This is a genomic window from Nonomuraea sp. NPDC050202, from assembly GCF_040656115.1.
GTDB lineage: Bacteria > Actinomycetota > Actinomycetes > Streptosporangiales > Streptosporangiaceae > Nonomuraea.
The window spans coordinates 731,377-754,340 of sequence record NZ_JBFALF010000002.1; the positions used below are offsets into that span (position 1 = coordinate 731,377).

Annotated in this window: 25 protein-coding genes and 1 pseudogene; 20 read left to right on the forward strand and 6 right to left on the reverse strand. The window is 72.0% G+C overall.

Going from position 1 to position 22,964, the window contains the following annotated elements; all coding sequences use genetic code 11:
* The first annotated feature begins 2 nt into the window (after positions 1 to 2).
* Positions 3 to 1,169, forward strand: coding sequence for a pyridoxal phosphate-dependent aminotransferase (locus AB0I79_RS08670; protein WP_357868900.1), 1,167 nt, complete (start codon positions 3 to 5; stop codon positions 1,167 to 1,169).
* A gap of 146 nt (positions 1,170 to 1,315) precedes the next feature.
* Positions 1,316 to 1,831, forward strand: a complete 516-nt coding sequence (locus tag AB0I79_RS08675; RefSeq protein WP_357868902.1) for a GNAT family N-acetyltransferase — start codon at positions 1,316 to 1,318, stop codon at positions 1,829 to 1,831.
* A gap of 54 nt (positions 1,832 to 1,885) precedes the next feature.
* Here AB0I79_RS08675 and AB0I79_RS08680 read toward each other — a convergent pair whose 3' ends face one another.
* A complete protein-coding gene (locus AB0I79_RS08680) occupies positions 1,886 to 2,224 on the reverse strand; it encodes an Atu4866 domain-containing protein (RefSeq protein WP_357868905.1) in 339 nt (112 codons plus the stop codon).
* 204 nt (positions 2,225 to 2,428) lie between these two features.
* Here AB0I79_RS08680 and AB0I79_RS08685 point away from each other — a divergent pair, with 204 nt between their 5' ends.
* On the forward strand, positions 2,429 to 2,632 hold the full coding sequence (locus AB0I79_RS08685) for a CopG family transcriptional regulator (protein WP_357868908.1): 204 nt from the start codon (positions 2,429 to 2,431) through the stop codon (positions 2,630 to 2,632).
* Complete coding sequence (locus AB0I79_RS08690; protein ID WP_357868911.1) at positions 2,629 to 3,003, forward strand: type II toxin-antitoxin system death-on-curing family toxin; 375 nt, start codon at positions 2,629 to 2,631, stop codon at positions 3,001 to 3,003. The genes AB0I79_RS08685 and AB0I79_RS08690 overlap by 4 nt, the downstream gene beginning before the upstream one ends.
* A 15-nt stretch (positions 3,004 to 3,018) precedes the next feature.
* Here the strand turns inward: AB0I79_RS08690 and AB0I79_RS08695 are convergent, their stop codons facing one another.
* Entirely contained in the window at positions 3,019 to 4,125 is a 1,107-nt protein-coding gene (locus tag AB0I79_RS08695; RefSeq protein WP_357868913.1) for an FUSC family protein, read from the reverse strand.
* A 20-nt stretch (positions 4,126 to 4,145) separates the two neighbouring features.
* Positions 4,146 to 5,294 carry an FUSC family protein gene (locus tag AB0I79_RS08700; protein WP_357869680.1) on the reverse strand — a complete coding sequence of 383 codons (1,149 nt, stop codon included), beginning with the start codon at positions 5,292 to 5,294 and terminating at the stop codon, positions 4,146 to 4,148.
* Positions 5,295 to 5,687: 393 nt separating this feature from the next.
* Here AB0I79_RS08700 and AB0I79_RS08705 point away from each other — a divergent pair, with 393 nt between their 5' ends.
* Both AB0I79_RS08705 and AB0I79_RS08710 read left to right on the forward strand, forming a co-directional pair.
* Positions 5,688 to 6,467 (forward strand): alpha/beta hydrolase, encoded by a 780-nt coding sequence (locus AB0I79_RS08705; protein ID WP_357868916.1) that lies wholly within the window; start codon positions 5,688 to 5,690, stop codon positions 6,465 to 6,467.
* A 96-nt stretch (positions 6,468 to 6,563) separates the two neighbouring features.
* Positions 6,564 to 6,677, forward strand: a pseudogene (locus AB0I79_RS08710) (IS630 family transposase); the annotation flags it as partial.
* Positions 6,678 to 6,830: 153 nt separating this feature from the next.
* Here the strand turns inward: AB0I79_RS08710 and AB0I79_RS08715 are convergent.
* Complete coding sequence (locus tag AB0I79_RS08715; protein WP_357868918.1) at positions 6,831 to 7,484, reverse strand: alpha/beta fold hydrolase; 654 nt, start codon at positions 7,482 to 7,484, stop codon at positions 6,831 to 6,833.
* A gap of 205 nt (positions 7,485 to 7,689) precedes the next feature.
* On the opposite strand from AB0I79_RS08715, the gene AB0I79_RS08720 reads away from it, so the two are divergent.
* From AB0I79_RS08720 to AB0I79_RS08765, 10 genes are all read left to right on the forward strand, one after another.
* Complete coding sequence (locus tag AB0I79_RS08720) at positions 7,690 to 8,781, forward strand: ring-opening amidohydrolase (protein ID WP_357868920.1); 1,092 nt, start codon at positions 7,690 to 7,692, stop codon at positions 8,779 to 8,781.
* 84 nt (positions 8,782 to 8,865) lie between these two features.
* Entirely contained in the window at positions 8,866 to 9,207 is a 342-nt protein-coding gene (locus tag AB0I79_RS08725; protein WP_357868923.1) for a helix-turn-helix transcriptional regulator, read from the forward strand.
* Positions 9,204 to 10,217 (forward strand): HD domain-containing protein, encoded by a 1,014-nt coding sequence (locus tag AB0I79_RS08730; RefSeq protein ID WP_357868925.1) that lies wholly within the window; start codon positions 9,204 to 9,206, stop codon positions 10,215 to 10,217. The genes AB0I79_RS08725 and AB0I79_RS08730 overlap by 4 nt, the downstream gene beginning before the upstream one ends.
* A gap of 11 nt (positions 10,218 to 10,228) precedes the next feature.
* Positions 10,229 to 10,765, forward strand: a complete 537-nt coding sequence (locus AB0I79_RS08735) for an SseB family protein (protein ID WP_357868927.1) — start codon at positions 10,229 to 10,231, stop codon at positions 10,763 to 10,765.
* A gap of 141 nt (positions 10,766 to 10,906) precedes the next feature.
* Positions 10,907 to 11,500, forward strand: a complete 594-nt coding sequence (locus tag AB0I79_RS08740; protein WP_357868930.1) for an A24 family peptidase — start codon at positions 10,907 to 10,909, stop codon at positions 11,498 to 11,500.
* Positions 11,501 to 11,543: 43 nt separating this feature from the next.
* A complete protein-coding gene (aroC, locus tag AB0I79_RS08745; protein ID WP_357868933.1) occupies positions 11,544 to 12,725 on the forward strand; it encodes a chorismate synthase in 1,182 nt (393 codons plus the stop codon).
* Positions 12,722 to 13,222 (forward strand): shikimate kinase, encoded by a 501-nt coding sequence (locus AB0I79_RS08750; protein WP_357868936.1) that lies wholly within the window; start codon positions 12,722 to 12,724, stop codon positions 13,220 to 13,222. The genes aroC and AB0I79_RS08750 overlap by 4 nt, the downstream gene beginning before the upstream one ends.
* The gene (gene aroB, locus AB0I79_RS08755; RefSeq protein ID WP_357868939.1) at positions 13,219 to 14,313 is read left to right on the forward strand and encodes a 3-dehydroquinate synthase; all 1,095 of its coding nucleotides are present in this window, start codon (positions 13,219 to 13,221) and stop codon (positions 14,311 to 14,313) included. Before AB0I79_RS08750 ends, aroB begins: the two co-directional genes overlap by 4 nt.
* Positions 14,310 to 14,744, forward strand: a complete 435-nt coding sequence (gene aroQ / locus AB0I79_RS08760; protein ID WP_357868942.1) for a type II 3-dehydroquinate dehydratase — start codon at positions 14,310 to 14,312, stop codon at positions 14,742 to 14,744. Before aroB ends, aroQ begins: the two co-directional genes overlap by 4 nt.
* On the forward strand, positions 14,741 to 15,496 hold the full coding sequence (locus tag AB0I79_RS08765; RefSeq protein WP_357868944.1) for an SGNH/GDSL hydrolase family protein: 756 nt from the start codon (positions 14,741 to 14,743) through the stop codon (positions 15,494 to 15,496). Before aroQ ends, AB0I79_RS08765 begins: the two co-directional genes overlap by 4 nt.
* A 420-nt stretch (positions 15,497 to 15,916) precedes the next feature.
* Here AB0I79_RS08765 and AB0I79_RS08770 read toward each other — a convergent pair whose 3' ends face one another.
* The gene (locus tag AB0I79_RS08770; protein WP_357868947.1) at positions 15,917 to 17,911 is read right to left on the reverse strand and encodes an ATP-dependent DNA helicase; all 1,995 of its coding nucleotides are present in this window, start codon (positions 17,909 to 17,911) and stop codon (positions 15,917 to 15,919) included.
* Between the two features lie 374 nt (positions 17,912 to 18,285).
* Between AB0I79_RS08770 and AB0I79_RS08775 the strand changes: the two genes are divergently transcribed.
* The gene (locus tag AB0I79_RS08775; protein WP_357868950.1) at positions 18,286 to 19,335 is read left to right on the forward strand and encodes a hypothetical protein; all 1,050 of its coding nucleotides are present in this window, start codon (positions 18,286 to 18,288) and stop codon (positions 19,333 to 19,335) included.
* 110 nt (positions 19,336 to 19,445) lie between these two features.
* Positions 19,446 to 21,008, forward strand: coding sequence for a Na+/H+ antiporter (locus AB0I79_RS08780; RefSeq protein WP_357868952.1), 1,563 nt, complete (start codon positions 19,446 to 19,448; stop codon positions 21,006 to 21,008).
* 3 nt (positions 21,009 to 21,011) lie between these two features.
* Here AB0I79_RS08780 and AB0I79_RS08785 read toward each other — a convergent pair whose 3' ends face one another.
* Positions 21,012 to 21,269 carry a UBP-type zinc finger domain-containing protein gene (locus AB0I79_RS08785; RefSeq protein ID WP_357868955.1) on the reverse strand — a complete coding sequence of 86 codons (258 nt, stop codon included), beginning with the start codon at positions 21,267 to 21,269 and terminating at the stop codon, positions 21,012 to 21,014.
* Between the two features lie 127 nt (positions 21,270 to 21,396).
* On the opposite strand from AB0I79_RS08785, the gene AB0I79_RS08790 reads away from it, so the two are divergent.
* Both AB0I79_RS08790 and AB0I79_RS08795 read left to right on the forward strand, forming a co-directional pair.
* The gene (locus tag AB0I79_RS08790; RefSeq protein ID WP_357868958.1) at positions 21,397 to 22,158 is read left to right on the forward strand and encodes an ABC transporter ATP-binding protein; all 762 of its coding nucleotides are present in this window, start codon (positions 21,397 to 21,399) and stop codon (positions 22,156 to 22,158) included.
* Positions 22,146 to 22,910, forward strand: a complete 765-nt coding sequence (locus AB0I79_RS08795) for an ABC transporter ATP-binding protein (protein ID WP_357868961.1) — start codon at positions 22,146 to 22,148, stop codon at positions 22,908 to 22,910. The genes AB0I79_RS08790 and AB0I79_RS08795 overlap by 13 nt, the downstream gene beginning before the upstream one ends.
* Positions 22,911 to 22,964: the final 54 nt, after the last annotated feature.

The window sequence follows — 22,964 nt, forward strand, 5'->3', positions numbered from 1 at the left end:
CCGTGACCGAACCACTTGTCAGCAGGATGCGCACCTTCGGTACGACCATTTTCGCGGAGATGAGCGCACTCGCCGTCCAGACCGGGTCGATCAACCTCGGCCAGGGCTTCCCCGACACCGACGGGCCGGCCGCGATGCTCGACCGCGCCGTCCAGGCCATCGGCGCGGGCGCCAACCAGTACCCGCCCGGGCCGGGCGTGCTGGAGCTGCGGCAGGCGGTCTCGGAGCACCGGGCGGCGCACTACGGCCTCACCTACGACCCGGTGGGCGAGATCATGGTCACGGTGGGCGCCACCGAGGCGGTGGCGGCGAGCGTGCTCGCCCTGTGCGAGCCGGGTGACGAGGTGATCGCCTTCGAGCCCTACTACGACTCCTACGCCGCCTCGATCGCCCTGGCCCAGGCCCGGCTGGTGGCCGTCACGCTCAGGCCGGTCGACGGCCGCTTCACCTTCGACCCCGACGAGCTGCGCGCCGCCGTCACCCCGCGCACCCGCGCCGTCCTGGTCAACTCCCCGCACAACCCCACGGGCACGGTCTTCACCCGCGCCGAGCTGACCGTCATCGCCGAGCTCTGCCAGGAGCACGGGCTGATCGCGATCACGGACGAGGTGTACGAGCACCTCACCTTCGACGGGGTCGAGCACGTGCCGATGGCCACGCTGCCCGGGATGCGGGAGCGCACGGTCATGATCTCGTCCGCGGGGAAGACGTTCTCGGTCACCGGATGGAAGACGGGCTGGGTGTGCGCACCCCCCGCGATGGTCACGGCGGTGCAGACGGTCAAGCAGTTCCTCACGTTCACGGCGAGCGCGCCGTGGCAGCTCGCGGTGGCGTACGGGCTGCGGCACGAGCTGGAGTGGGTGGCCGCGCTCGGGGCCGGGCTCCAGGACAAGCGCGACCGGCTCATGGAGGGGCTGTCGGCGGCGGGCTTCTCGGTGCTGCGGCCGGCGGGGACGTACTTCGTGCAGACCGACATCCGGCCGCTGGGCTTCTCCGACGGCCTGGACCTGACGCGGCGGCTGCCCGAGCTGGCCGGGGTGGTGGCCATTCCCACGCAGGTGTTCTACGACCACCCGGAGCGGGGGCGGCACTTCGTACGGTTCGCCTTCTGCAAGAAGGACGAGGTCATCGACGAGGCGGTCACCCGGCTGAAGCGCCTGTCCTCCTGACCCCTGTTAAGGTTGGGCGGATCACTTCTGGAGGAGAGGGGGCTGATGAATATGGCTGCCGACGGCTGTGTTCAGCATGCCCTCGGCCGGTCCGCTTGAGCAGGTCGCTCGCGGCCCGGTCGTCTCCCAACGACCAGGAGTGTCACGTGAGTTCTTTCCTTACCCCGGCCGGCGCCGACCTGACCACCGATCGTCTCCTCCTTCGGGTCTGGACACCCGATGAGGTGGCGGCGGTCCTGGACGGCGCCCGGCCCGGGCACTGGGCCGGAGACTTCCCGGCCGAAGGCGACCAGGTCATCGCCGGCCTGTTCGCCGAGCACCCGGCCTGGCTGGACGTCCACGGCCACCGTCAGATCGTCGAGCGCGACAGCGGGCTGGTGGTCGGCTCGATCGGCCTGTTCTGGCCTCCCCAGGACGGCGCGGTCGAGCTCGGGTACGGCATCGTCGCCTCCCGCCGGGGCCGCGGCTACGCCTCCGAGGCCACCCGGGCCCTGGCGGCGTTCGCCCTGACCGCGCAGGGGGTGCACACGGTGTTCGCCAACGTGGAACTGTCGAACCCACCGTCGGTCCGCGTGCTCGAGAAGGCCGGGTTCCGCCGGGTGAGCTCCGACGGTGACACGGCCCTGTACCGCGTCACCGAACCGTACCCCGCCCTGCCGTGACCTCGCGGCCGGCGGCGGCCCCCATCCGCCGCCGGCCCGCGTGCCCGCCGGACGTCACCGCTCCCGGTGGAGCACGAGGTGCTCGTGGTAGAGCACGCCGTTCCGGACGTCGCCGGTGGCGGTGAACCCGGCGTCGTCGAAGTAGTCGAGGTGGCTGCCGGTGACGGTGTACCGGCCGGTGTAGGCGCGCTTGCGGCCGTCGCGCTCCTCCTCGTAGCGGCCGTCGGGCAGCAGCTCCTGCCTGATGCGCCCGTCGGCGGTGACCCACATGCCGACGTACGGGTGCGGGGCGGCGCTCGCGCGCTGCGGCGCCTGCTTGGAGCCGCGGTCACCGTCGGCGCAGGCGGTCATCGCGGTGAGCATGCCGATGGCGAGCAGCACTTTGCCGATCATGTTCGCTTCCAACCTCCGTGGTCATGCCGCCGCTGGGTGGCGACGACGACGAGTCTGCCGAGGCCGGAGGGGTTGAGGGAGTGGTGAGAAGTTCCTAGGAGGAACGCACCCACGCTTGCGAAAACTTGTTCAACGGAAAGTAGCCGATGTTAAACTCTCCGTCGTGGTATCGCGGTGATACCACCTTGCGTCTACGATGGGGGCATGGCTATGACCCTTCGCTTGAGTGACGAGCAGACCGAAGCCCTCCGCAAGCGCGCGGAGGCCGAAGGGCGGAGCATGCAGCAAATAGCGCTACGCGCGATCGACGACTACCTCCAGCGGGTCTCCGACGACGAGCTCACCGACGCCCTTGCGGAGAAGGGCGCCCAGCGCTTCGCGGACCTGCTGCGCAGGCTCGGCGAGTGACCGGGTACATCAGCCTGGAGCAGGGGCTGCGTGTCGCCCGCATCGCCGTCGGTGGCCCGATCGAGGTGCGCGACCTCGGGCTGCTCGAAGCGGCCCTGCAGCGTCCGCAGACCTCCCTCTTCGGCCAGGACGCCTATCCCGACCTGTTCGCCAAGGCCGCCGCCCTGCTCCACTCGATTGTCGCCAACCATCCGTTCGTCGACGGCAACAAGCGGGCCGGCTGGCTGCTGACCTATGTCTTCCTGGCCAAGAACCACGTCGAGCTCGATCCCGCCGACGATGACGTCGCCTACGACTTCGTCATCGCGGTCGCCTCCGGCAAGCTCGCCGAGGTGGACGAGATCGCCGACGTCCTGCGCACCTTCACCTGAGCACGCGCGGGCTCCTCAGCCGCGCCGCGTGGCCTCGTCGCCGACCCCGGCCTCGTCCAGCGGCGTCAGCGCCGCCGTCGCCTCCTCGTGCTCCATCCCCGTCGCCTGCAGCAGATCCACCACCACGGACCGCAACTGGGCGATGATCACGTGCGCCGAGAACCCCAGCCCCTGGGGCCGTTCCCGGGCCGCGACCGCCAGCAGCGCCTGCCGGGCCAGGGTCGGCTCCCGGCCGGCGCCCAGCTCCAGTTGCAGCAGCAGCGCCGCCTCCGAGACCTCGCGCATCGCTTCGGCCAGCGCGGCAGGAGGCGGGCTGGCCTCTCCGAGCGAGGCCAGGGTGCGCCTGCTCAGCACCCTGGCGTTACGCAGCGCCAGGTCCACCGGCACGGCCGCGGTCTCGTAGCGGGCCAGGCGGGCCCGCCGGTGCCAGTGCAGCGGCGAGATCATCGTGATCTCCTTGCTGGTCTCCAGGGCCGCCTCGAACTCCTCCACCGCCGCCTGCGTCGTGCGCGCCTCCTCCAGGGCCTCGGCCGCCAGGTCCGCGTCGCGTTTCTCGATGGCCTCCGCCGCCCGCTCCAGCACCGTGGACAGCGCGTCGAGCACCCCCGACAGGTGCTTGGCGGCGAGCGTGAACGGGCTGGCGGGCAGCAGTGCCACCGCCGCGATCCCGATGAGGCCGCCCGTGAGCGCGTCGGCCATGCGGTCGAGCCCGCCGACGCCGTCGCCCGGGACCAGGGTGGCCACCAGCACGGCCGACGAGCCCGCCTGCGCGACGAACAGGGCTCCGCTGTTGAGCAGCACGGCCACCGTCATGGCCAGCCCCACCACCAGCGCGAGCTGCCAGGCGCCCGAGCCGATCCACGACACCAGCAGGTCGCCGACCCCGACGCCCAGGCTGACCCCGACGACCAGCTCGACGACCCGCCGCAGCCGCTGCCCGAGGCCGACACCCACGCAGATCAGCACGGAGATGGGGGCGAAGAACGGGGCGGGGTGGCCGAGCAGCTCGACGGCGGCGGTCCAGGCCAGGGCGGCGCCCACCGCGCACTGCGCGATCGACGGCGCCGTCAGGCCGAACGTGCCCAGCCGTTCCTTCACAAGATCGCTGAGCCTGGTTAGCACCTCTCCACCATGGCGGATCTTTATGACAGTAAGGTCACGTTTGCCCCGGCTAAGTCCTTTTCGTCAGGTGTGGGGGTGGAGGGTGCCTGGGGGTCCGCCGGAGGCGGCTCGGGCGCGACGTCAAGGGGCGGGAGCGCGGCGACGGCCTCCTCGCGCTCGGTGCCCGTCGCCTGGAGCAGGTCCACGATGATCGACCGGAGCTGGGCGATCATCACGTCCGCCGAGAACCCCCACCGCTGCGCCCCCTGCCGCGACGCCACGGACAGGATCGCCAGGCCCGCCCGCTCGGGAGGCCTGCCGGTGGCCAGCTCATCGCGCAGCAGCAGGGTCGCGTCGGCCAGCTCGCGCAGCGCCCCCGGCAGCCAGGGTGGCAGCGCGCTGGAGCCGTCGAGCGCCACGATCGCCCGCCTGGCCAGCACCCTGGCGTTGCGCAGCGCGTGGTCGAGCGGCACGGCCGCCGTCTCGTACCCCTCCAGCCTGGGACGGCGGTGGCGGTGCAGCGGCGAGATGGTGGCGATCTCGCGGCTGGTCTCCAGCGCCTGCTTGAACTCCTCCACGCTCGTCTGCGTGCCCCGCGCCGCCTCCAGCGCCTGAGCGGCCAGCGCCGAGTCGGAGCGCTCGATCGCCTCGGCGATCTGCCGCAGCGCGTCGGCCAGCGCGCCGAACATCCCGGTCGCGTGCCGCGTGGCCAGCGCCGACGGGCTGGCGGGCAGCAACGCCACGGCCAGCAGCCCCATGAGGCCGCCGACCAGGGCGTCGAGCATCCGGTTCAGGCCGCCCAGGCCCGACGGCGGCAGCAGGGTGGCCACCAGCACGGCCGACGAGCCCGCCTGGAGCACGATCAGCGAGCCGCTGTCGAGCAGCACCGCCACGGCCATGGCCAGCGCCACCACCAGCGCGATCTGCCAGGCGCCCGAGCCGATCCACGACACCAGCAGGTCACCCACGCCGACGCCCAGGCTGACCCCCACGACCAGCTCGACGACCCGCCGCAGCCGCTGCCCGAGCCCCACGCCGATGCACACCACCACCGCGATCGGCGCGAAGAACGGGCTGGCATGACCGAGCAGCTCCTTGGCCACCAGCCAGGCCAGCGCGGCTCCCGCCGCGCACTGCCCGATCGAGGGCGCCATCAGCCGGAGCCTGCTCAGGCGCTGGTGCAGGTGCATGTCAACCACGCACTTACCCTGGCCGGGAAACGTGACACCCGGGTTACGGCCCGATGAGAACGGCGCGCCAGGGCCGTGCCCGCGGGCCCATGCGCCCTTCCAGAAGCCCTGCGCGTAACGGGGCGTGAGATAGCAGGCGCGGACAGGCATTGACAGGGCCCTCGCCGGGAGTCGGATCGAAAGGTTCGGCCGGTGAGTCCGGGACCAGGTCGAATGAGTTCGGGCACCGGCTGGTGGTCTTCGGAGCCTGTTCGGCGAACGAGTTCGGGTACCGCTGGGGACCTTGCCGCTCAGGACCATGCACGGGCGCCTCTGATGACAACGGACACTACATTGTGTAAGGAAAAGATCGGGAGCGACACGGTCAGCGACGGTTGTGCCAGCATGACGAGTATGGCGATCTTTGTCCAAGAGGTGGGCGACGTCGAGGCGCCGGCGGTGGTGCTCCTGCACGGTGTGGGTATCAGCGGCTGGATGTGGACCAAGCAGGTCTCTGCGCTGACCGACGACATGCACGTCCTGGTTCCCGACCTGCCCGGGCACGGGCGGAGCAACACGCGCTCGTGGACCTCGATTGCTGAGACCGCCAACCTGGTAGCCGAGGTGATCAGGGCACGGGTACCGGAGGGCAGGGCGCATGTCGTCGGCCTGTCCCTGGGCGGCTACGTGGCGGCGCACCTGGCCGCGACCGCTCCCGCGGCGGTGATCGGCGCGATCGTGAGCGGGGTGAACGTGCTGCCCTTCCCCAACCCCGGCAGGCTGCGGCTCTTGGGCACCCTGATGGCCCCGGTCATGAAATGGGGGCCGGTGCTGCGGGCCAACGCCCGCGCGCTCAACGTCCCCGCAGCCGACATCGACGGCTACCAGAGCGCCGCGCGGGCTACCAGCCGGCAGGCATTCCGCAGGGTCAGTGACGAAGCCCTCGGTTTTCGGCTGGCGAGCCAGGCCGCAGACTCTCCCTGCCCGGTTCTGGCAGTGGCTGGTGAGAACGAGCACGATCTCACCAGGCGCTCCCTGGTCGACATCGCCGCTGCGTTCCCCAACGGCGAGGCATGCCTGGCGCCCGGAGTGGGCCACGCGTGGAACGGCGAGAAGCCCGGACTGTTCACAGACATGATCCGAGCCAGGGTCACCGGCGACCGGCTACCCGAAGAACTCATCTCCGTGAGATGACTCTGGATCAGGCGACTCGCTCGTAGCCGGTACCAGAACTCACGCGTAAACGAAGGTGCCCACAACGTCCACCCGCCCGGCGAGGTCGCGCTCAGTGTGCGCCCGGCCAGCGTGTTCGCCGACGGCTCCGGCGCCTCGATCGAGCAGTTGCGCACGGAGCTGCATGGCCGATGGGGGCAAGCCCGGCGGGCGATGACGGTCCTGTTCTCGGCACGCGGATGTTTCCGACCCGGATCGCCGAGCTTGACCCGGGTGACAACTGGCCGATCGTGTGTCCAGCTGGTGATCTGTCGGCTCGGTCCGGGGCAGCTTGTGGCGCCCTGGCTCCCCACCGGTTACGAGCAGAACTTCTGGAATGCCGTTTCAGCCGAGGAAAGTGTCCACCGCGCGCAGGAACTCCTTGCGGGCGTCCATGTGGACCAGATGCCCCGCCTCGATCCTGACCAGCTCCGCCCCCGGGATCCGCGCCGCCACGTCCGGCTCGAACGGGCTGAGCGTCCCCGAGAGCACGAGCGTGGGCGCCGTGATCTTCGCGAGCCCCTCGCCCCACACGGGCTCCAGCATCTGCCGTTCGGTCTCGTGCACCATCCGCCAGTCGAACCCGGTCGAGCCGTCCTCCACGATCGGCGGGCGCCCCGTGAGCGCGTACGCGGGCGGCGGGTCCTCCAGGACGAGCCGCTCGATCCGGTCCGGACGGTCCGCCGCCACGAGACAGGCGATCACGCCGCCGAGCGAGTGCCCGACCAGCCTGACCCGCTCGGCGCCCAGGTGGTCGAGCAGGGCGACGACGTCCGCGGCCATGCCGGGCAGCGCGTACTCGCCGGGATGGTCGCTGGCCCCGTGGCCGCGCAGGTCGGGCGCGAAGACGTGGAAGCGGGCCGCGAAGTGCTGGGTGATGCCGTTCCAGTCGTTGTGGTCGGCGGTGCGGCCGTGCAGCAGCAGCAGCGGAGGAGCGGAGGGGGCGCCTTCCTCCCGGTAGACGAGCCTGATCCCGTTGACGTGCGCTTCGCGAATCACAGCCCGACCCTATGGCGTTCATCCGGAGTTGCGGATCGGTGGCCGGCCCGATCGTCCACGGACACCACGCCGCCCGCCTGCCGCCCACCATCGCGCTCAGCGCACCTTGACATCGCCGGCGGGGTTCCTGGGCACACATTGACCATGAACCCCGCCGGCCGGCTCGGTAGCGTGGGGACCCGCCGCCAGCAGAAAGGGCGTACGCATGCCGGAACCGATCGAAGTGCGCAAGGTGCCGATCGAGAGCGTCACCGACGCCTCCGGCCTGTCCAGGCTGATCGCCGACGGCGTGATCGAGGCGGACCGGGTGCTGGCCGTCATCGGCAAGACCGAGGGCAACGGCGGCGTGAACGACTACACGCGCATCCTCGCCGACCGCGCCTTCCGAGAGGTCCTGGCCGAGCACGGGCACCCCGCCCCGGAGAGCGTGCCGCTGGTGTGGTCCGGAGGCACCGACGGCATCCTCAGCCCGCACGCCACCATCTTCGCCACCACGGCCGACGCCCCCGCCACCGAGGAGCCCCGGCTGTCGGTCGGCGTCGCGATGAGCGAGGTCATCCTCCCCGAGGACATCGGCAGGCCGGCCATGGTCGAGAAGGTCGCCGCCGGCGTCCGCGAGGCCATGAAGACCGCCGGCATCGACGACCCGCGCGACGTGCACTACGTACAGACCAAGACCCCGCTGCTCACGCTGGCCACCATCACCGACGCCAGGAGCCGCGGCCAGGACACCGCCATCGAGGAGACCGGCCCCTCGATGGACCTGTCCAACTCCACCACCGCCCTCGGCATCGCCGTGGCGCTCGGCGAGATCGAGATGCCGTCTGCCGGCCAGATCCACAAGGACCTGTCGCTGTACTCGTCCGTCGCCTCGTGCTCGTCCGGGGTCGAGCTGGACCGGGCGCAGATCGTGCTGGTGGGGAACGTGCGCGGGATCGGCGGGCGGTACCGCATCGGGCACAGCGTGATGAAGGACGCGCTGGACGCCGACGGGATCTGGGAGGCCATCCGCGACTCCGGCCTCCCGCTGCCCGAGCGGCCGCATCCGTCCGACCTCGGGGGGCGGCTGGTGAACGTGTTCATGAAGTGCGAGGCCGATCCGTCGGGGCGGGTGCGGGGGCGGCGCAACATCATGCTGGACGACTCCGACGTGCACTGGCACCGGCAGATCAAGGCGGCCGTGGGCGGGGTGGCCGCCGCGGTCACCGGGGATCCCGCGGTGTTCGTGTCGGTGGCGGCCGTGCACCAGGGGCCGTCCGGGGGCGGGCCGGTGGCGGCGATCGCCGACCTGGGGTGACTCCTGGGCCCTGCTGTGGGGGTCACACGACTCGTACCGTTCGGGTGACGGTCTGCGTACATCTACCTATGTAGAGTACGAGACATGCAGGCCGGGTTACGGATGACCATGCCGACACAGGCGGTCCTGCGGGCCTTCCTGGCCGATCCCCTGTGCGAACGTTACGGGCTGGAGCTGTGCGACCTCGCAGGCTTGCCCAGCGGCACGCTCTACCCGATCCTGGCGCGGCTGGAGCAGGCGGGCTGGGTGGAGAGCCGGTGGGAGGATCCGGAGGCCCACGTGGCCGAGGGGCGGCCGCGGCGCCGCTACTACCGGGTCACCACGGACGGGGCGCAGCAGGCGCGCGAGGCGATCGCGAAGGCTTACAGGGCGCGCAGGCAGCGGGTGCCGGGCTGGGTGACGGGGCCGGTGGGAGGCTTACCGTGAGCGGGCATCTCCAGCCGCTGCTGAAGGCCGTCGGCGGTTCGCTGACCGGCGAGCGGTTGCGTCTGGTGCGACGCGCCTACGAGGTCGCCGAACGCTGGCACAGCGGGCAGCTCCGCCGGGACGGGAGCCCGTACATCACCCATCCGGTCGCCGTCGCCGTCATCCTGGCCGAGCTGGACCTGGACCACGAGATGCTCTGCGCGGCGCTGCTCCACGACGTGCTGGCGGACACCGCCTGCCCGGAGGCGGAGCTGGCGGCCGAGTTCGGCGCGCCGATCATCGACCTGCTGCGCGGCATGCGGATGCTGGACTACGCCAAGCGCAGACCGCCCGAATGGCCTGTCTCGACGGACGAGCGCGTGCTCACGCTCAAGCTCGCGGACCGGCTGCACAACCAGCGCACGATCAGCGGTCTGCCCGAGGCCAGGCAACGGGTGAACTCCCAGGAGAACCTCGACGTCGTCGCTCCCGTCGCGAGGCGGCTGGGACTGACGGAGGTCGAGGAGGAGCTGCGGCGGCTGGCCATGGCGAACCTGTCCGGGGCTGGTGGCGCCCGAACCTTCTTCGGGGCCATCACAGCGGGGGCGATCATGCTTCCGGCCGCGGCCCGGGCCAGGTGGCTGGAGGAGTGGCTGGGCGAGTTGCTCGCACTCCCCGTCGGGAGAGCCCGGTACAGGTTCACGTTCCGGCTGCTGGCGGGCATGCCGCGCATGGCGCTGACGCTGCGCGGGCAAGCCGCCCTCGCGGGCGGGGGACGTGCGGCCGTCCGGGACCGGCGGACCGCTGTGGCGGAACGTGCCGCAGCGGTCGGACGGGCGGCGACGCGGTGCCTGCGCTGGGTCGTGCGGTCGGACCTGCGGACGTGGGCGCTGCTCGGCTGGCTGGTGCTGGACGCGGCGGCCGAGCGGATCACCGACGCCGTGGTGATCGTGATCACCGTGCCGCCCGTGCTGGCCGCGGCGGTGCACGCGATCCGGGCCCGGATCGGGGGCGGTGGCGGGCGCGGGTAGTCTCGGACGCTGTGCCGAGCATCCCGCAACCCCTTGACCCGAACGACGACGGCAGCGCCGCCCCCGCCGTCGCCGCCGCGCTGGCCGCCTACCAGGACGGCACGGCCGGCCCCGCCGAAGTGCTGAACGCGCTCGGCGGCGCCCGCCTGCTGGTGCCCGTCGTCGCGCTGCTGACCGAGTCCGAGGTGGGCGAGCACGGGCTGCGGCAGGAGAAGGAGAGCGAGATGGCGCTGCCCAAGCTCGTCGGGCAGGACGGCAGGCAGGCGGTGCTCGCGTTCACCGGCACGGAGGCGCTCGTCCGGTGGCGGCCCGACGCGCGGCCGATCCAGGCCACCACGCTGCAGGTCTGCCAGGCCGCCGTGCAGGAGCGGGCGGCGGCCGTCGTGGTGGACGTGGCGGGGCCGGTGCAGTTCGTGATCGAGGGGGAGGTGCTGGCGGCGCTGGCCGCGGTCGAGTCCGGCACCGTGAACGAGCTGTCCGGCGTGACGGTGGCCAGGGTGGAGGCCGCGCCGCCGCGCAAACGCCGCTGGTTCTCGCGGCGACGCTGACAGCGGCACGCCCGGGGGCCTTGGCGGCGGCGGCGATCCTCGCGCCCGGCCTCTCGGCCTCCTGGCCTCTTTCCCGGATCTTCATGCCGGATGTGTATGGCGGCGCGAGGGTGACGGCCGGGCGCGGCTAGCGTCGGCGGGATGGTGGCACTCATGGCGCTCGCCGGCCTCGTCTGCGGAGACCGCATCAGGGCGCTGGCCGCCTCCTACTCCTCCGGCGACGGCGAACCCCTGGCCCCCGCCCGCCGGTGGCCGGCCCTGGAGCTGGTCAGCGCCGCCGTGGCCGCGCTGGTCGCGTGGCGGGCCGGGCCGCCGTACGTGTGCTTCGCCGTGATCGCCGTCGCGCTGGCCGTCATCGACTGGCGTACCAGCACGCTGCCCGACGCGATCACGCTCCCGGCGTACCCGATCATGGCGCTGGCGCTGCTCCCGACGGGAGAGCTGCCCAGGGCGCTGGCCGGCGGGGCGGCGCTGACCGCGGTGTACGGGCTGCTGTGGCTCCTCAGACCGGAGGCGATGGGCCTCGGCGACGTCAAGATCGCTGGGTTGATCGGCATGGCCGGCGCCGCGCTGAGCTGGCAGGCCCTGGTGGCGGCGGCGTTCTGCGGGCAGCTGCTCGGCGCGCTCTACGCGCTCTGCCTGCTGGTGACGGGGCGCGCCACCAGGCACACCCAGTTCCCCTTCGGCACCTTCATGCTGCTCGGAACGTTGCCGACACTCTGTCTCGCATCGTGACCGGGGGACATCTCACTAGGCCGTACGTGGAAGACTTGTACGTATGTTGCGCTGGTTGACCGCCGGAGAGTCCCACGGCCCCGAACTCGTCGCCATCCTCGAAGGCCTGCCGGCCGGGGTAGAGGTGACCACGGCCGCCATCGACGAGGCCCTGCGCCGCCGCAGGCTCGGCTACGGGCGCGGCGCGCGGATGAAGTTCGAGCAGGACCAGGTGACGATCGTCGGAGGCGTCCGCCACGGGCGCACGATGGGCAGCCCGGTCGCGGTCCGCGTGGGCAACACCGAGTGGCCCAAGTGGGAGAAGGTCATGGCGGCCGACCCGGTCGACCCGGACGAGCTGGACGGCCTGGCCCGCAACGCCCCGCGGTCGCGCCCCCGCCCCGGCCACGCCGACCTGGCGGGCATGCAGAAGTACGGCTTCGACGACGCCCGCAACGTGCTCGACCGGGCCAGCGCCCGCGAGACCGCCGCCCGGGTGGCGCTCGGCGAGGTCGCCAGGCGCTTCCTCAAGCAGGCGCTCGGCGTCGACATCGTCAGCCACGTCACCGAGATCGGCGGCGCGCGCACCCCGGCCGAGACCCTGCCGGGCCCCGGCGACCTGGACAGGATCGACGACGACCCAGTCAGGTGCTCCGACCCCGAGGGCAGTGCCGCGATGGTCGCCGTGATCGACAAGGCGCACAAGGACGGCGACACGCTCGGCGGCGTCGTCGAGGTCCTCGCCTACGGCCTGCCGCCCGGCCTGGGCAGCTACACGCACTGGGACCGCAGGCTCGACTCCAGGCTCGCCGGCGCGCTCATGGGCATCCAGGCGATCAAGGGCGTCGCGGTCGGCGACGGCTTCGAGACCGCGCGCAGGCCCGGCTCCCGCGCCCACGACGAGATCGAGTACACCACCGAGGACGGCGTGCGCCGCATCACCAACCGCGCGGGCGGCCTCGAAGGCGGCATGACCAACGGCGAGATCCTGCGGGTCAGCGCCGCGATGAAGCCGATCTCCACCGTTCCCAGGGCGCTGGCCACGATCGACGTCAAGACCGGCGAGGCCGCCAAGGCCCACCACGAGCGCTCCGACGTGTGCGCCGTCCCGGCCGCGGGCATCGTGGCCGAGGCGATGGTCGCGCTGGTGCTGGCCGACGCGGCGATCGAGAAGTTCGGTGGCGACTCCGTCGAGGAAGTCGCCCGCAACCTGTCCGGATACCTCTCTTCCATGGTGATCAAATGACACGCGCTGTGCTGATCGGCCCGCCCGGGTCCGGCAAGAGCACGCTCGGGCGGCTGCTGGCCGAGCGGCTCGGCGTCGAATTCCGCGACACCGACGCCGACGTCGAGGCCGTGGCGGGCAAGCCCGTCGCCGACATCTTCGTCGAGGACGGCGAGGCCCGCTTCCGCGAGCTGGAGCACGAGGCCGTACGCCGCGCGCTGGCCGAGCACGACGGCATCCTGTCCCTCGGCGGCGGCGCCGTGCTGCACGAGGAGACCCAGGCCCTGCTCGCCGGTCACCACGTCGTCTACCTCCAGGTCGGGCTGTCCGACGCGGTCCAGCGGGTCGGGCTCGCGGCGGCCAGGCCGCTGCTGGTGCTCAACCCGCGCAGCCAGCTCAAGAAGCTCATGGAGGAGCGGCGGCCGGTCTACGAGCGGCTGGCCGTGACGACCGTGGTGACGGACAAGCGCGAGCCGGAAGAGCTCGCCGACGAGATCATGAAGGGCCTGCCCGCATGACGACCCCGGACGAGAGCGCGACGGCCGCGACGCGGATCCACGTACGCGGCGACAGCCCGTACGACGTGGTGGTCGGCACCGGCGTGCTGGCCGAGCTGACCACGCTGTTCAAGCCCGGCGTGCGCACCGTCGCGGTGATCGGCCCGCAGACCCTGCCCGGGATCACCCGGCCGGTGAGCGAGGCGCTGTCCGGCAGCGGCTACGAGGTCGTCGAGCTGCCCGTGCCCGACGGCGAGCAGGCCAAGACCGTCGAGGTGGCCGCGCGGCTCTGGTCCGAGCTGGGCCGCCACGGCGTCACCCGCTCCGACGCCGTGGTCGGCGTGGGCGGCGGCGCGACGACGGACCTGGCCGGGTTCGTGGCCGCCACGTGGCTGCGCGGCGTGCAGGTCGTGCTCGTGCCCACGACGCTGCTGGCCATGGTCGACGCGGCGGTCGGCGGCAAGAACGGCATCGACACGCCCGAGGGCAAGAACCTCGTCGGCACCTTCCTGCCCCCCGCGGGCGTGCTGTGCGAGCTGTCCACGCTGGCCGGCATGCCGAAGGCCGACTACGTCGCGGGCCTGGCCGAGATCATCAAGGGCGGCTTCATCGCCGACCCCGAGATCCTGCGGCTCATCGAGTCCGACCCGGAGGCCGCCACCCGCCCCGACGGCCCCCACACCCGCGAGCTGATCGAACGCAAGATCCAGGTCAAGGCCGACGTCGTGGGCGCCGACCTGCGCGAGGCCGGGCTGCGCGAGATCCTCAACTACGGCCACACGCTCGCCCACGCCATCGAACGCGACCAGCACTACGGCATCCGCCACGGCGAGGCCGTCGCCATCGGCATGGTCTACGCCGCCGAGCTGTCCAGGCTCTCCGGCCGCGCCGACGTCGTCGCCCGCACCCGCGCCATCCTCACCGCCGTCGGCCTGCCCACCACCTACCACGCCGACGCCTGGCCCCGGCTGCGCGACCACATGCGCCTGGACAAGAAGAACCGCGGAGCCAAGCAGCGGTTCGTCGTGCTCGACGACCTGGCCAGGCCGGGCCGCCTCGAAGGCCCGGCAGAAGAGCTGCTCGAAGCCGCCTACAAGGAGATCTCGGCATGATCCTCGTGCTCAACGGGCCCAACCTGGGCCGGCTCGGCAAGCGTGAGCCCTCCGTCTACGGGGCCGGCACGTACGAGGACCTCGTCAACCTCTGCCGCGAGACCGGCGGGAAGCTCGGCCACGACGTCGAGGTGCGCCAGACCGACTCCGAGGCCGAGCTGATCGGCTGGATCCACGAGGCGTGCGACGGCCAGATCCCGGTCGTGCTCAATCCGGCCGCTTTCACGCATTACTCCTACGCTCTGCGCGACGCCATCGCCCAGCGCACCGCCCCGCTCATCGAGGTGCACATCTCCAACCCCGCGGCCAGGGAAGAGTTTCGCCATACCTCTGTCGTGGCCGGGGTGGCGACGGGCACCATCGCGGGGTTCGGACTACAGTCGTACGTCCTTGCGCTGCACGCTATCTCGGAGATGAACACCACCTCATGAGGCACTACAAGTCCTTCGTCGCCCTCGGCGACAGCTTCACAGAAGGACTGAACGATCCCGGGCCGGACGGGCACTACCGTGGCTGGGCCGACCGGGTGGCCGAGCGGCTCGCCGCCGACGACCCCTCCTTCCGCTACGCCAACCTGGCCGTGCGCGGCAAGCTGATCGACCAGATCGTGGCCGAGCAGGTGCCGCTGGCCGTCGACATGGCGCCCGACCTGGTCAGCTTCTGCGCCGGCGGGAACGATCTGCTGCGGCCCGGCAGCGACCCCGACGTGATGGCCAAGAAGCTCGCCAGGGCCGTGCGGGACCTGCGGGGCTGCGGGGCGGAGGTGGTGCTGTTCACGGGGGTGGACCCGCGGGACACACCGCTGATGCGGCGGCTGCGCGGCCGGTTCGCCGTCTTCTACCTGCACGTGCGGTCCATCGCCGACCTGTACGGGTGCCGGCTCGTCGATCAGTGGTCCATGCAGGGGCTGCGAGACTGGCGGGCGTGGAGCCCCGATCGGCTGCACATGAACGAGGACGGGCACCGGCTCGTGGCCGCCCGCGTGCTCGATGTGCTGGGGGTGCCGTTCGAGGACTGGCGCAAGGAGTGGCCGGACCGGGCGGTGGATCCGCGGGCGCGGCGGCGCGAGGATGCTCAGTGGCTTCGCGAGCATCTGGTGCCGTGGGTGTCCCGCCGCCTCCGGGGGGTGTCTTCGGGGGATGGGCTGGCTCCGAAGCGTCCCGATCTCGCTCCCTGGTCCTAGAACCTTTCTTCAGTTACGGCAGGCCGGCGTGGCGCCACCCGCCGTTCGGGGCTGAGGGCCTCCAGGGGGACGCTTCTGGACCCGCACGGGGCCGGCCGCCGTCACGGCGCGTCGTTGACCGGGTCCGTGGTCAACCCCTTCCCGCCGCACACGTCGCGCCGGGCTCCGCCGGTACGGCTGCTCGCCGTACCGGCGCTGGGAGGCACGCGGTCGTGCCGCTGGCCCTGGCGCTGGCCGGCCCGCGCCCCGGGGCCTCGCCGCACCCGCCACGCGATGCTGAGATGCGTGATGCCGCGGGCACCGGATGCCCGTGGCGTGCGAAGCCCGCCGTGCGACAACGCGGCCCGCCGTTCGAGCCGGTGCCGTGGAGCCCCTGCGCGTGCTCGCTCTGCCCCGATGGGCCTGCCAGGCCCCGGCGGGTCAGGAGGGGTCGGCTGCGAGGCGCTTCAGGGCGGCGCGGGGGACGGCCGGGTCTGTGGTGCGCCAGAACGGGGGGAGGGAGTTCAGCAGGAAGCCGCTGTAGCGGGCCGTGGCGAGCCGGGGGTCCAGGACCGCGATGACGCCCTTGTCGTCCTGGGCGCGCAGGAGGCGGCCGGCGCCCTGGGCCAGCAGGAGCGCGGCGTGGTTGGCCGCCACCGCCATGAAGCCGTTGCCGCCCCTGGCCGCCACGTGGCGTTGCCTGGCCGAGGTGAGGGGGTCGTCGGGGCGGGGGAAGGGGACGCGGTCGATGATGACCAGCCTGAGGGACGGGCCGGGGACGTCGACGCCCTGCCAGAGCGACAGCGTGCCGAACAGGCAGGTCGGCTCGTCCTCGGAGAACTGCTTGACCAGGAGCATCGTCGAGTCGTCGCCCTGGCACAGCAGCGGCACGTCCAGGCGGTCGCGCAGCGCTTCGGTGGCGGCCTTGGCGGCGCGCATGGAGGAGAACAGGCCGAGCGTGCGGCCGCCGGCGGCCTCGATGAGCTCGGTGATCTCGTCGAGGTACTGCTGCGGGAGCCCGTCGCGGCCGGGCTGGGGCAGGTGTTTGGCGACGTACAGGATGCCGGCGCGGGGGTGGTCGAACGGGGAGCCGACGTCGATGCCCTGCCACTTGCCGTCGGCGAGCCCCCACTGCGCCGCCAGCGCGTCGAACGTGCCGCCGAGCGCCAGGGTGGCCGAGGTGAGCACCACCGTGCGCTCGCCGAACAGCTTGTCGCGGAGCATGCCGCTGACGGTGAGCGGCGCGACGCGCAGGGAGGGCGGGCGGCGGTCGGTGGCGCCGTCGAGCCAGACCACCTCGGCCCGGTCAGCCTCGGAGGCGTGCCCGTAGGCGTCGAGCATGCGCACCGCCGTGTCGTGCACCTCGTCGAGCGCGGTGAACGCGGCCTTGCGCTGGCCCGCCTTGTCGGGGTCGTCCTTGTCGGCGTTGCGCGGGCCCATGGCGGTGATGCAGCGCCAGGCCGTGTCGCGGATGAGCTGCAGGGTCAGCCCGAGCACCTGCGGCAGCTCGTCGATGCGGCCGGGCGGGGCGGCGGCCAGCAGCGCCTTGAGGTCTTCGCCGGCCTCCATGAGCTGGTCGGCGATGGGCTGGTCGATCAGGCGGCCGACCCGGCGCACGGCCAGCATGACCGACGCCTCCGACAGCTCCGCGGTGACCACCGAGGTGACCCGGTCGACCAGCTCGTGGGCCTCGTCCACCACCACGACCTCGTGCTCGGGCAGGACCGGCAGGTCGCCCATGGCGTCGATGGCCAGCAGCGCGTGGTTGGTGACGACGACGTCGACCTCGCCGGCCCGCGCCCTGGCCAGCTCGGCGAAGCACTCGGCCCCGCTGGGGCAGCGGGTGGCGCCCAGGCACTCCTGGGCGCTCACGGAGAACTGCCGCCACGCCTGCTCGCTGACGCCCGGCACCAGCTCGTCGCGGTCGCCGGTCTCGGTCTGCTCGGCCCACTCCTGGATGCGCTGCACCATGCGGCCGGTCGCGCTCACCTCGCGCGGGTCGAAGAGCTGGTCCTGCTCGTCCTCCTCGGGCCAGCCCGCCGTCGCCTTGTAGCGGCACAGGTAGTTGCGGCGGCCCTTGAGTATGGCGAACGTCGGCTCGTGCGGCAGCTCCTTGGCCAGCGTCTCGGCCAGCCGGGGCAGGTCGCGGTCGACGAGCTGGCGCTGCAGCGCGATGGTGGCGGTGGAGATGACGACGGGGGAGTCGCTGTCCATGGCGTGCCGGATCGAGGGCACGAGATAGGCCAGGGACTTGCCGGTGCCCGTGCCCGCCTGGACGGCCAGGTGCTCCTCGTCGTCGATGGCCTTCTGCACCGCGCGGACCATGGTGAGCTGGCCCTGCCGTTCGCTCCCGCCGAGAGCGTTGACCGCGATGCTGAGCAGTTCGTCCACTGGTGGGAGATGGGAGTCCGGCACGGCAGTAAACGCTACCTGCATTCCGGGGTCGCCGCGCCGAACGCGGTGTGATCGGCCAGACGCATCCCGGCGTTCCCGGATACTCCCGGCGGGTTGCGTGGCACACTGGGCGATCGGAACTCCAACTGGTCGCGGAAGTGCCTCACAGGGTGTGACCGGAGGGAGTCCGGGTGTAGATGGTCAGGCCGGTTCCTCTGGGTTTTCCGGGGTTGAGTGGACGAATAAAGGCTGGTTAAAGCAGTATGTCTGCCATGTCGGAAGTTGTCCCGTTGCCGTCGTTCGGCGAAGTCTTCTTCGATGCACGAGGTCAGGAGCGGTGCCTCCGCGTCACGTGGCATGAGGGGACACTGGTCCTCAGCCTGTGGCGCGGTGAGATGTGCACAGCGAGCTTCCGCATGCCGATGGAGGATGTCGGCCGGCTGCTCGACACCCTCGACGAGGGGTTCGCGGAGGCGACGGGCGAGCAGCCCGCCGTGCCCGCGCACGACCCCGGCACGGAGGTCATGCCGGGCACCGGCACGTACCACCGGCCCCAGCAGCACAGCCAGCAGCAACCACCGGCGCCACCGCAGCAGCTCGACGAGCGGCCCACGGCCGCCCTGTCGCCCAACGACGTCCTCGTGGCCAGGGGCCCGGCCCCGCAGGACAAGCTGGTGGCCTCGTACGGCGAGAGCGCGGCCCCCAGGGACACCACCCCGGCGTACGGCGAGCCCCGCACGCCCTTCACCGGCCCGCAGTACGTGGAGACGACGGGGCCGCAGCCGAGGTACACCGGCGACCCCTTCAGCGGCCCCCAGTACACCTCCGACCCGCTGAGCGGCCCCCACTACACGCAGCAGCCGCCGCCGGCCGCCGAGCCGTTCACCGGCCCGCAGTACATCGACAGCGCCGAGCCCGTCTACCAGATGCCCGGCGGCGACCAGCGCAGGCAGTCGCCCATCAGCACCGACCCGCTCGGCTTCCCCTCCCAGGCCGCCGAGCCGTACCAGCCCGCTGCGCAGCAGCAGCCGTACCAGCAGGACCCGTACTCCGCCGACACGTACGGGAGCCGGCGCTCCGACGGCTACCAGCAGGCCCCGCCCGAGCCCCAGCCGAGCACGGCGGGGCTGGGCACGCCCATGCACGGCATCCCGGGGGCGGGCCGCCGCCGCGCCGCTCCCCAGCAGCCGCAGCAGCCCGTCCAGGACTACGGCTCCTACCAGCAGCAGAGCCCGCAGCAGGCCCCCAACCCGGTGGACCCGCTGCTGGCGCTCGGCCGCCAGGAGCAGTACCCGCCGCAGGACCATTACTCCCCGCAGGACCAGTACGGGCAGGACCAGTACACGCAGCAGCCCGACGCGGGCATGTCCCGCCCGTACGTCGGGGACCCCATGTTCTCCACGGGCGAGCGCCTGCGCCCCGAGCAGCCCGACTACCACGAGAGAAGCGACCGCAGGGAGTGGTGACGCCCCGCCTCGGCGCGGCAGGTACGCTCTCGGCGGGACGATTGGGCTGAGGCGGTCGTCGGCTCGCGATCGCCCGGCTGGGGGCTGGAGGGGCGCCGGTGGATCCGAGCATGGGTTTGCAGTTGCTGCTGCTTGCCGGGGGTGCGGTCGGCGTGGCGGCGATCGCGCGGCGCAAGGGCTGGCCGGCGCCGCTGCTGCTGGTGGCGGCCGGGCTGCTGGTCTCGCCGCTGGTGCCGTCGGTGCCGCTGCAGCCGGAGCTGGTGCTGTACGTGTTCCTGCCGCCGCTGCTCTACTCCGCCGCGCTCGACAGCTCCTACCTGCGCCTGCGTGACGTCAAGCGGGCCGTGGGGCTGCTGTCGATCGGGCTGGTGCTGTTCACCACGGCCGTCGTCGGGCTGGCCGTGCACCTCATGCTGCCCGATCTGCCGCTGGCGCTGGCGTTCGCGCTGGGTGCCATCATCGCCCCGCCCGACGCGGTGGCGGCCGTCGCGGTCGGCCGCCGGCTGGGGCTGCCGCGCCGGTCGCTGACGATCCTCATCGGCGAGAGCCTGTTCAACGACGCCACCGCGCTCACGCTCTACCGCGTGGCCATCGGGGCGGCCGTGGGCGGGGCCGTCAGCCTGTGGGAGGGGCTGGGGGAGTTCCTGTTCGCCGCCGCAGGCGGGGTGGCGATCGGGCTGGCGCTGGCGTTCGTCTTCGCCTGGATCTTCCAGCGCACCCGTGACTCGCTGGTCGAGAACACGCTGATGCTGCTGATCCCGTTCGCCGCCTACCTGGCGGCGGAGAGCGTGCACGCCTCGGGCGTGATCGCGGTCGTGATCGTCGGCCTCTACCTGGGCAACCGCATGCATCTGCGGGGGTTCGGCACCCGGCTGGTGTCCGACGCGGTGTGGAAGGTCACCGACTTCTTCCTCGAGGCGATCGTGTTCGCGCTCATCGGGCTGCAGCTCGTGACCGTGATCGAGGGCATCACCGGCTACAGCGCCTGGGCGGTCGCCGGGTACGCGGTGGCGGTGCTGGCGGTGACGATCGTCAGCAGGTTCGTGTGGGTGTTCACGGTGACGCTCGTGATCAAGGTGTGGCGCAGGGGGAGCGCGCCGTCCTCCGCGGAGTCGGTGATCCTCGGCTGGGCGGGCATGCGGGGCGTGGTGTCGCTGGCGGCGGCGTTCTCGATCTCGGGGGTGGCCCCGCGGGACCGGGCGCTGCTGCTGTTCCTGACGTTCACGACCGTGATCGGCACCCTGCTCATCCAGGGCACCACGTTCCCCGCGCTGATCAGGCGGCTGGGCGTGTCGAGCGAGCAGGAGCAGTACGAGGACCGCCTGGCCGAGGCGGCGGCGCAGCAGGCCGCGCTGGAGTCGGGCCTGGCGGAGCTGGAGCGGCTGGTCGGGGAGCTCGACGGCGAGCCCGACGAGATCCAGCGCCAGGTGATCGACCAGCTCAGGGAGAAGTCGTGGCGCCGCTCGCTGTCGGCGTGGGAGCGCCTGGGCGGCGGCACGGGCGCGGGCGGCGCCGAGACGCCGAGCGCCCTCTACCGCCGCCTGCGCCGCGACATGCTGCAGGCCGAGCGACAGGTGTTCGTCCGGCTGCGTGACGAGCGCCGCCTCGACGACGAGGTGCTGCGCGAGGTGATGGCGCAGCTCGACTTCGAGGAGGCGATCCTCGAAAGGTGATCCTCACCCCATCTGGTTGTCCACGAAGCACCACCGCCAGTCCTCGCCGCGCTCGTACGACTGCATGACCGGGTGACCCGTCTCGTGGAAGTGCCCCGTGGCGTGCTTGGCCGGGGAGGAATCGCAACATCCGACGTGCCCGCACTCCAGGCAGCGCCGCAGGTGCACCCAGCGACCCCCCACGGCCAGGCACTCCTCGCAGCCCTCCGGAGTCCTCGCGGCGGGGTCGTCGGCCTCGGAAAGATGCTCACAAATTGCCATACCGGAAATCCTAGGCGCACCGTGCCGTGCGAATTTCGGCCGGGCCTCTTGTCGGTCGCTGAGCAAGCGTGGACATTGGCCTCATCGGGGGGAGTGATGTAGGCCACACGATCCCGGGGAGCCGCGCGTGCTGGAGGTACGCAACCTCGAAGTCGTCTACGACGACGTGATGCTCGTCCTGCGCGGTGTGAGCATCCGCGTGCCGCCCGGCTCCGTCGTGGCGCTGCTCGGCGCGAACGGCGCGGGCAAGACCACCCTGCTGCGGGCCCTGTCGGGGCTGCTCGGCGTGCACGACGGCGAGATCACCAAGGGTGAGGTCACGCTGGAGGGCGAGCCCATCCACGAGCTGCGGCCCGCCCAGATCGTCCGGCGCGGCGTCAGCCAGGTGATGGAGGGCCGGCGCATCCTGGCCGAGCTGACCGTCGAGGAGAACCTCAAGGTCGGCGGCCACACGGCCGCCGAGTCCCACCTGGACCGCGTCTACGGCCTGTTCCCGGTGCTGCGGGAGCGGCGCAGGAGCGTGTCGGGCTACCTGTCGGGCGGCGAGCAGCAGATGCTGGCCGTCGGCCGCGCCCTGATGGCGGGCCCGAAGTACCTGCTGCTGGACGAGCCCAGCCTGGGCCTGGCGCCGTCGCTGGTGGGCCAGGTGCGCGACCTCATCGTGGAGATCAACCGCCAGGGCACGACGGTCCTGCTGGTCGAGCAGAACGCCACGATGGCCCTGTCCATCGCCTCGCACGGCTACGTCATGGAGACCGGGAAGATCGTGATGGACAAGCCGTCGCGCGAGCTGCTCGCCGACGAGGACATCAAGGAGTTCTACCTGGGGGCCGTCCGGTCGTTCCGCGAGGTCAAGCACTACAAGCGGAGAAAAAGATGGCTCTCCTGACGTTCGAGGACGTGCATCTGAGCTTCGCCGGGGTGAAGGCCATCGACGGGGTCTCCTTCGAGGTGCGGCAGGCGGAGCTGCTGGCCCTCATCGGCCCGAACGGCGCGGGCAAGACCTCGATCTTCAACGTGCTGTCCGGCGTCTACCGGCCGCAGCGCGGGCGGGTCACGTTCCTCGGCGAGAACCTGCTGGCCCGCCGGCCGCACGAGATCGCCGCCATGGGCCTGGCCAGGACGTTCCAGAACGTGGAGCTCTTCCACAACCTGACCGTCCTGGACAACCTCATGCTCGGCCGCCACCACCACTTCCGCTACGGCGTGCTGCCGGCGCTCGCCTGGTACGGCCGAGCCAGGCGAGCCGAGCTGGCCGCCCGCGCCAGGATCGAGGACATCATCGACTTCCTGGAGCTGGAGGCGTGGCGCCGCCATCCCGTGCGGCTGCTGCCGTACGGGATCCAGAAGCGGGTCGAGCTGGGCCGGGCGCTGGCCATGGAGCCCCGGCTGCTCCTGCTGGACGAGCCCGTGGCCGGCATGAACCTGGAGGAGACCGAGGACATGGCCAGGTTCGTGATGGACATCCGGGACGAGCTGGGCATCCCCGTGGTGCTCGTGGACCACGACATGGCGCTGGTCATGGACCTGGCCGACCGGGTGCTTGTGCTCGACTTCGGCCGCCCTGTCGCGCTCGGCGACCCGGCCGAGGTGCAGCAGGACCCCGCGGTCATCGAGGCGTACCTGGGAGGGACCGCATGAGCACGGGCGGGTGGGGAGGGGGCCGCATGAGCGCGGGTGGGCGGGAGGGAGCCG

Bases quoted from the DNA above. Each gene is read 5' to 3' on its own strand.
- AB0I79_RS08680 (WP_357868905.1), bottom strand. From the start codon at position 2,224: ATGATCGGCAAAGTGCTGCTCGCCATCGGCATGCTCACCGCGATGACC.
- AB0I79_RS08685 (WP_357868908.1), top strand. From the start codon at position 2,429: ATGGCTATGACCCTTCGCTTGAGTGACGAGCAGACCGAAGCCCTCCGC.
- AB0I79_RS08700 (WP_357869680.1), bottom strand. From the start codon at position 5,294: ATGCACCTGCACCAGCGCCTGAGCAGGCTCCGGCTGATGGCGCCCTCG.
- AB0I79_RS08705 (WP_357868916.1), top strand. From the start codon at position 5,688: ATGGCGATCTTTGTCCAAGAGGTGGGCGACGTCGAGGCGCCGGCGGTG.
- AB0I79_RS08720 (WP_357868920.1), top strand. From the start codon at position 7,690: ATGCCGGAACCGATCGAAGTGCGCAAGGTGCCGATCGAGAGCGTCACC.
- AB0I79_RS08725 (WP_357868923.1), top strand. From the start codon at position 8,866: ATGCAGGCCGGGTTACGGATGACCATGCCGACACAGGCGGTCCTGCGG.
- AB0I79_RS08740 (WP_357868930.1), top strand. From the start codon at position 10,907: ATGGTGGCACTCATGGCGCTCGCCGGCCTCGTCTGCGGAGACCGCATC.
- aroC (WP_357868933.1), top strand. From the start codon at position 11,544: ATGTTGCGCTGGTTGACCGCCGGAGAGTCCCACGGCCCCGAACTCGTC.
- AB0I79_RS08750 (WP_357868936.1), top strand. From the start codon at position 12,722: ATGACACGCGCTGTGCTGATCGGCCCGCCCGGGTCCGGCAAGAGCACG.
- aroB (WP_357868939.1), top strand. From the start codon at position 13,219: ATGACGACCCCGGACGAGAGCGCGACGGCCGCGACGCGGATCCACGTA.
- aroQ (WP_357868942.1), top strand. From the start codon at position 14,310: ATGATCCTCGTGCTCAACGGGCCCAACCTGGGCCGGCTCGGCAAGCGT.
- AB0I79_RS08765 (WP_357868944.1), top strand. From the start codon at position 14,741: ATGAGGCACTACAAGTCCTTCGTCGCCCTCGGCGACAGCTTCACAGAA.
- AB0I79_RS08770 (WP_357868947.1), bottom strand. From the start codon at position 17,911: ATGCAGGTAGCGTTTACTGCCGTGCCGGACTCCCATCTCCCACCAGTG.
- AB0I79_RS08775 (WP_357868950.1), top strand. From the start codon at position 18,286: ATGCCGATGGAGGATGTCGGCCGGCTGCTCGACACCCTCGACGAGGGG.
- AB0I79_RS08780 (WP_357868952.1), top strand. From the start codon at position 19,446: ATGGGTTTGCAGTTGCTGCTGCTTGCCGGGGGTGCGGTCGGCGTGGCG.
- AB0I79_RS08785 (WP_357868955.1), bottom strand. From the start codon at position 21,269: ATGGCAATTTGTGAGCATCTTTCCGAGGCCGACGACCCCGCCGCGAGG.
- AB0I79_RS08795 (WP_357868961.1), top strand. From the start codon at position 22,146: ATGGCTCTCCTGACGTTCGAGGACGTGCATCTGAGCTTCGCCGGGGTG.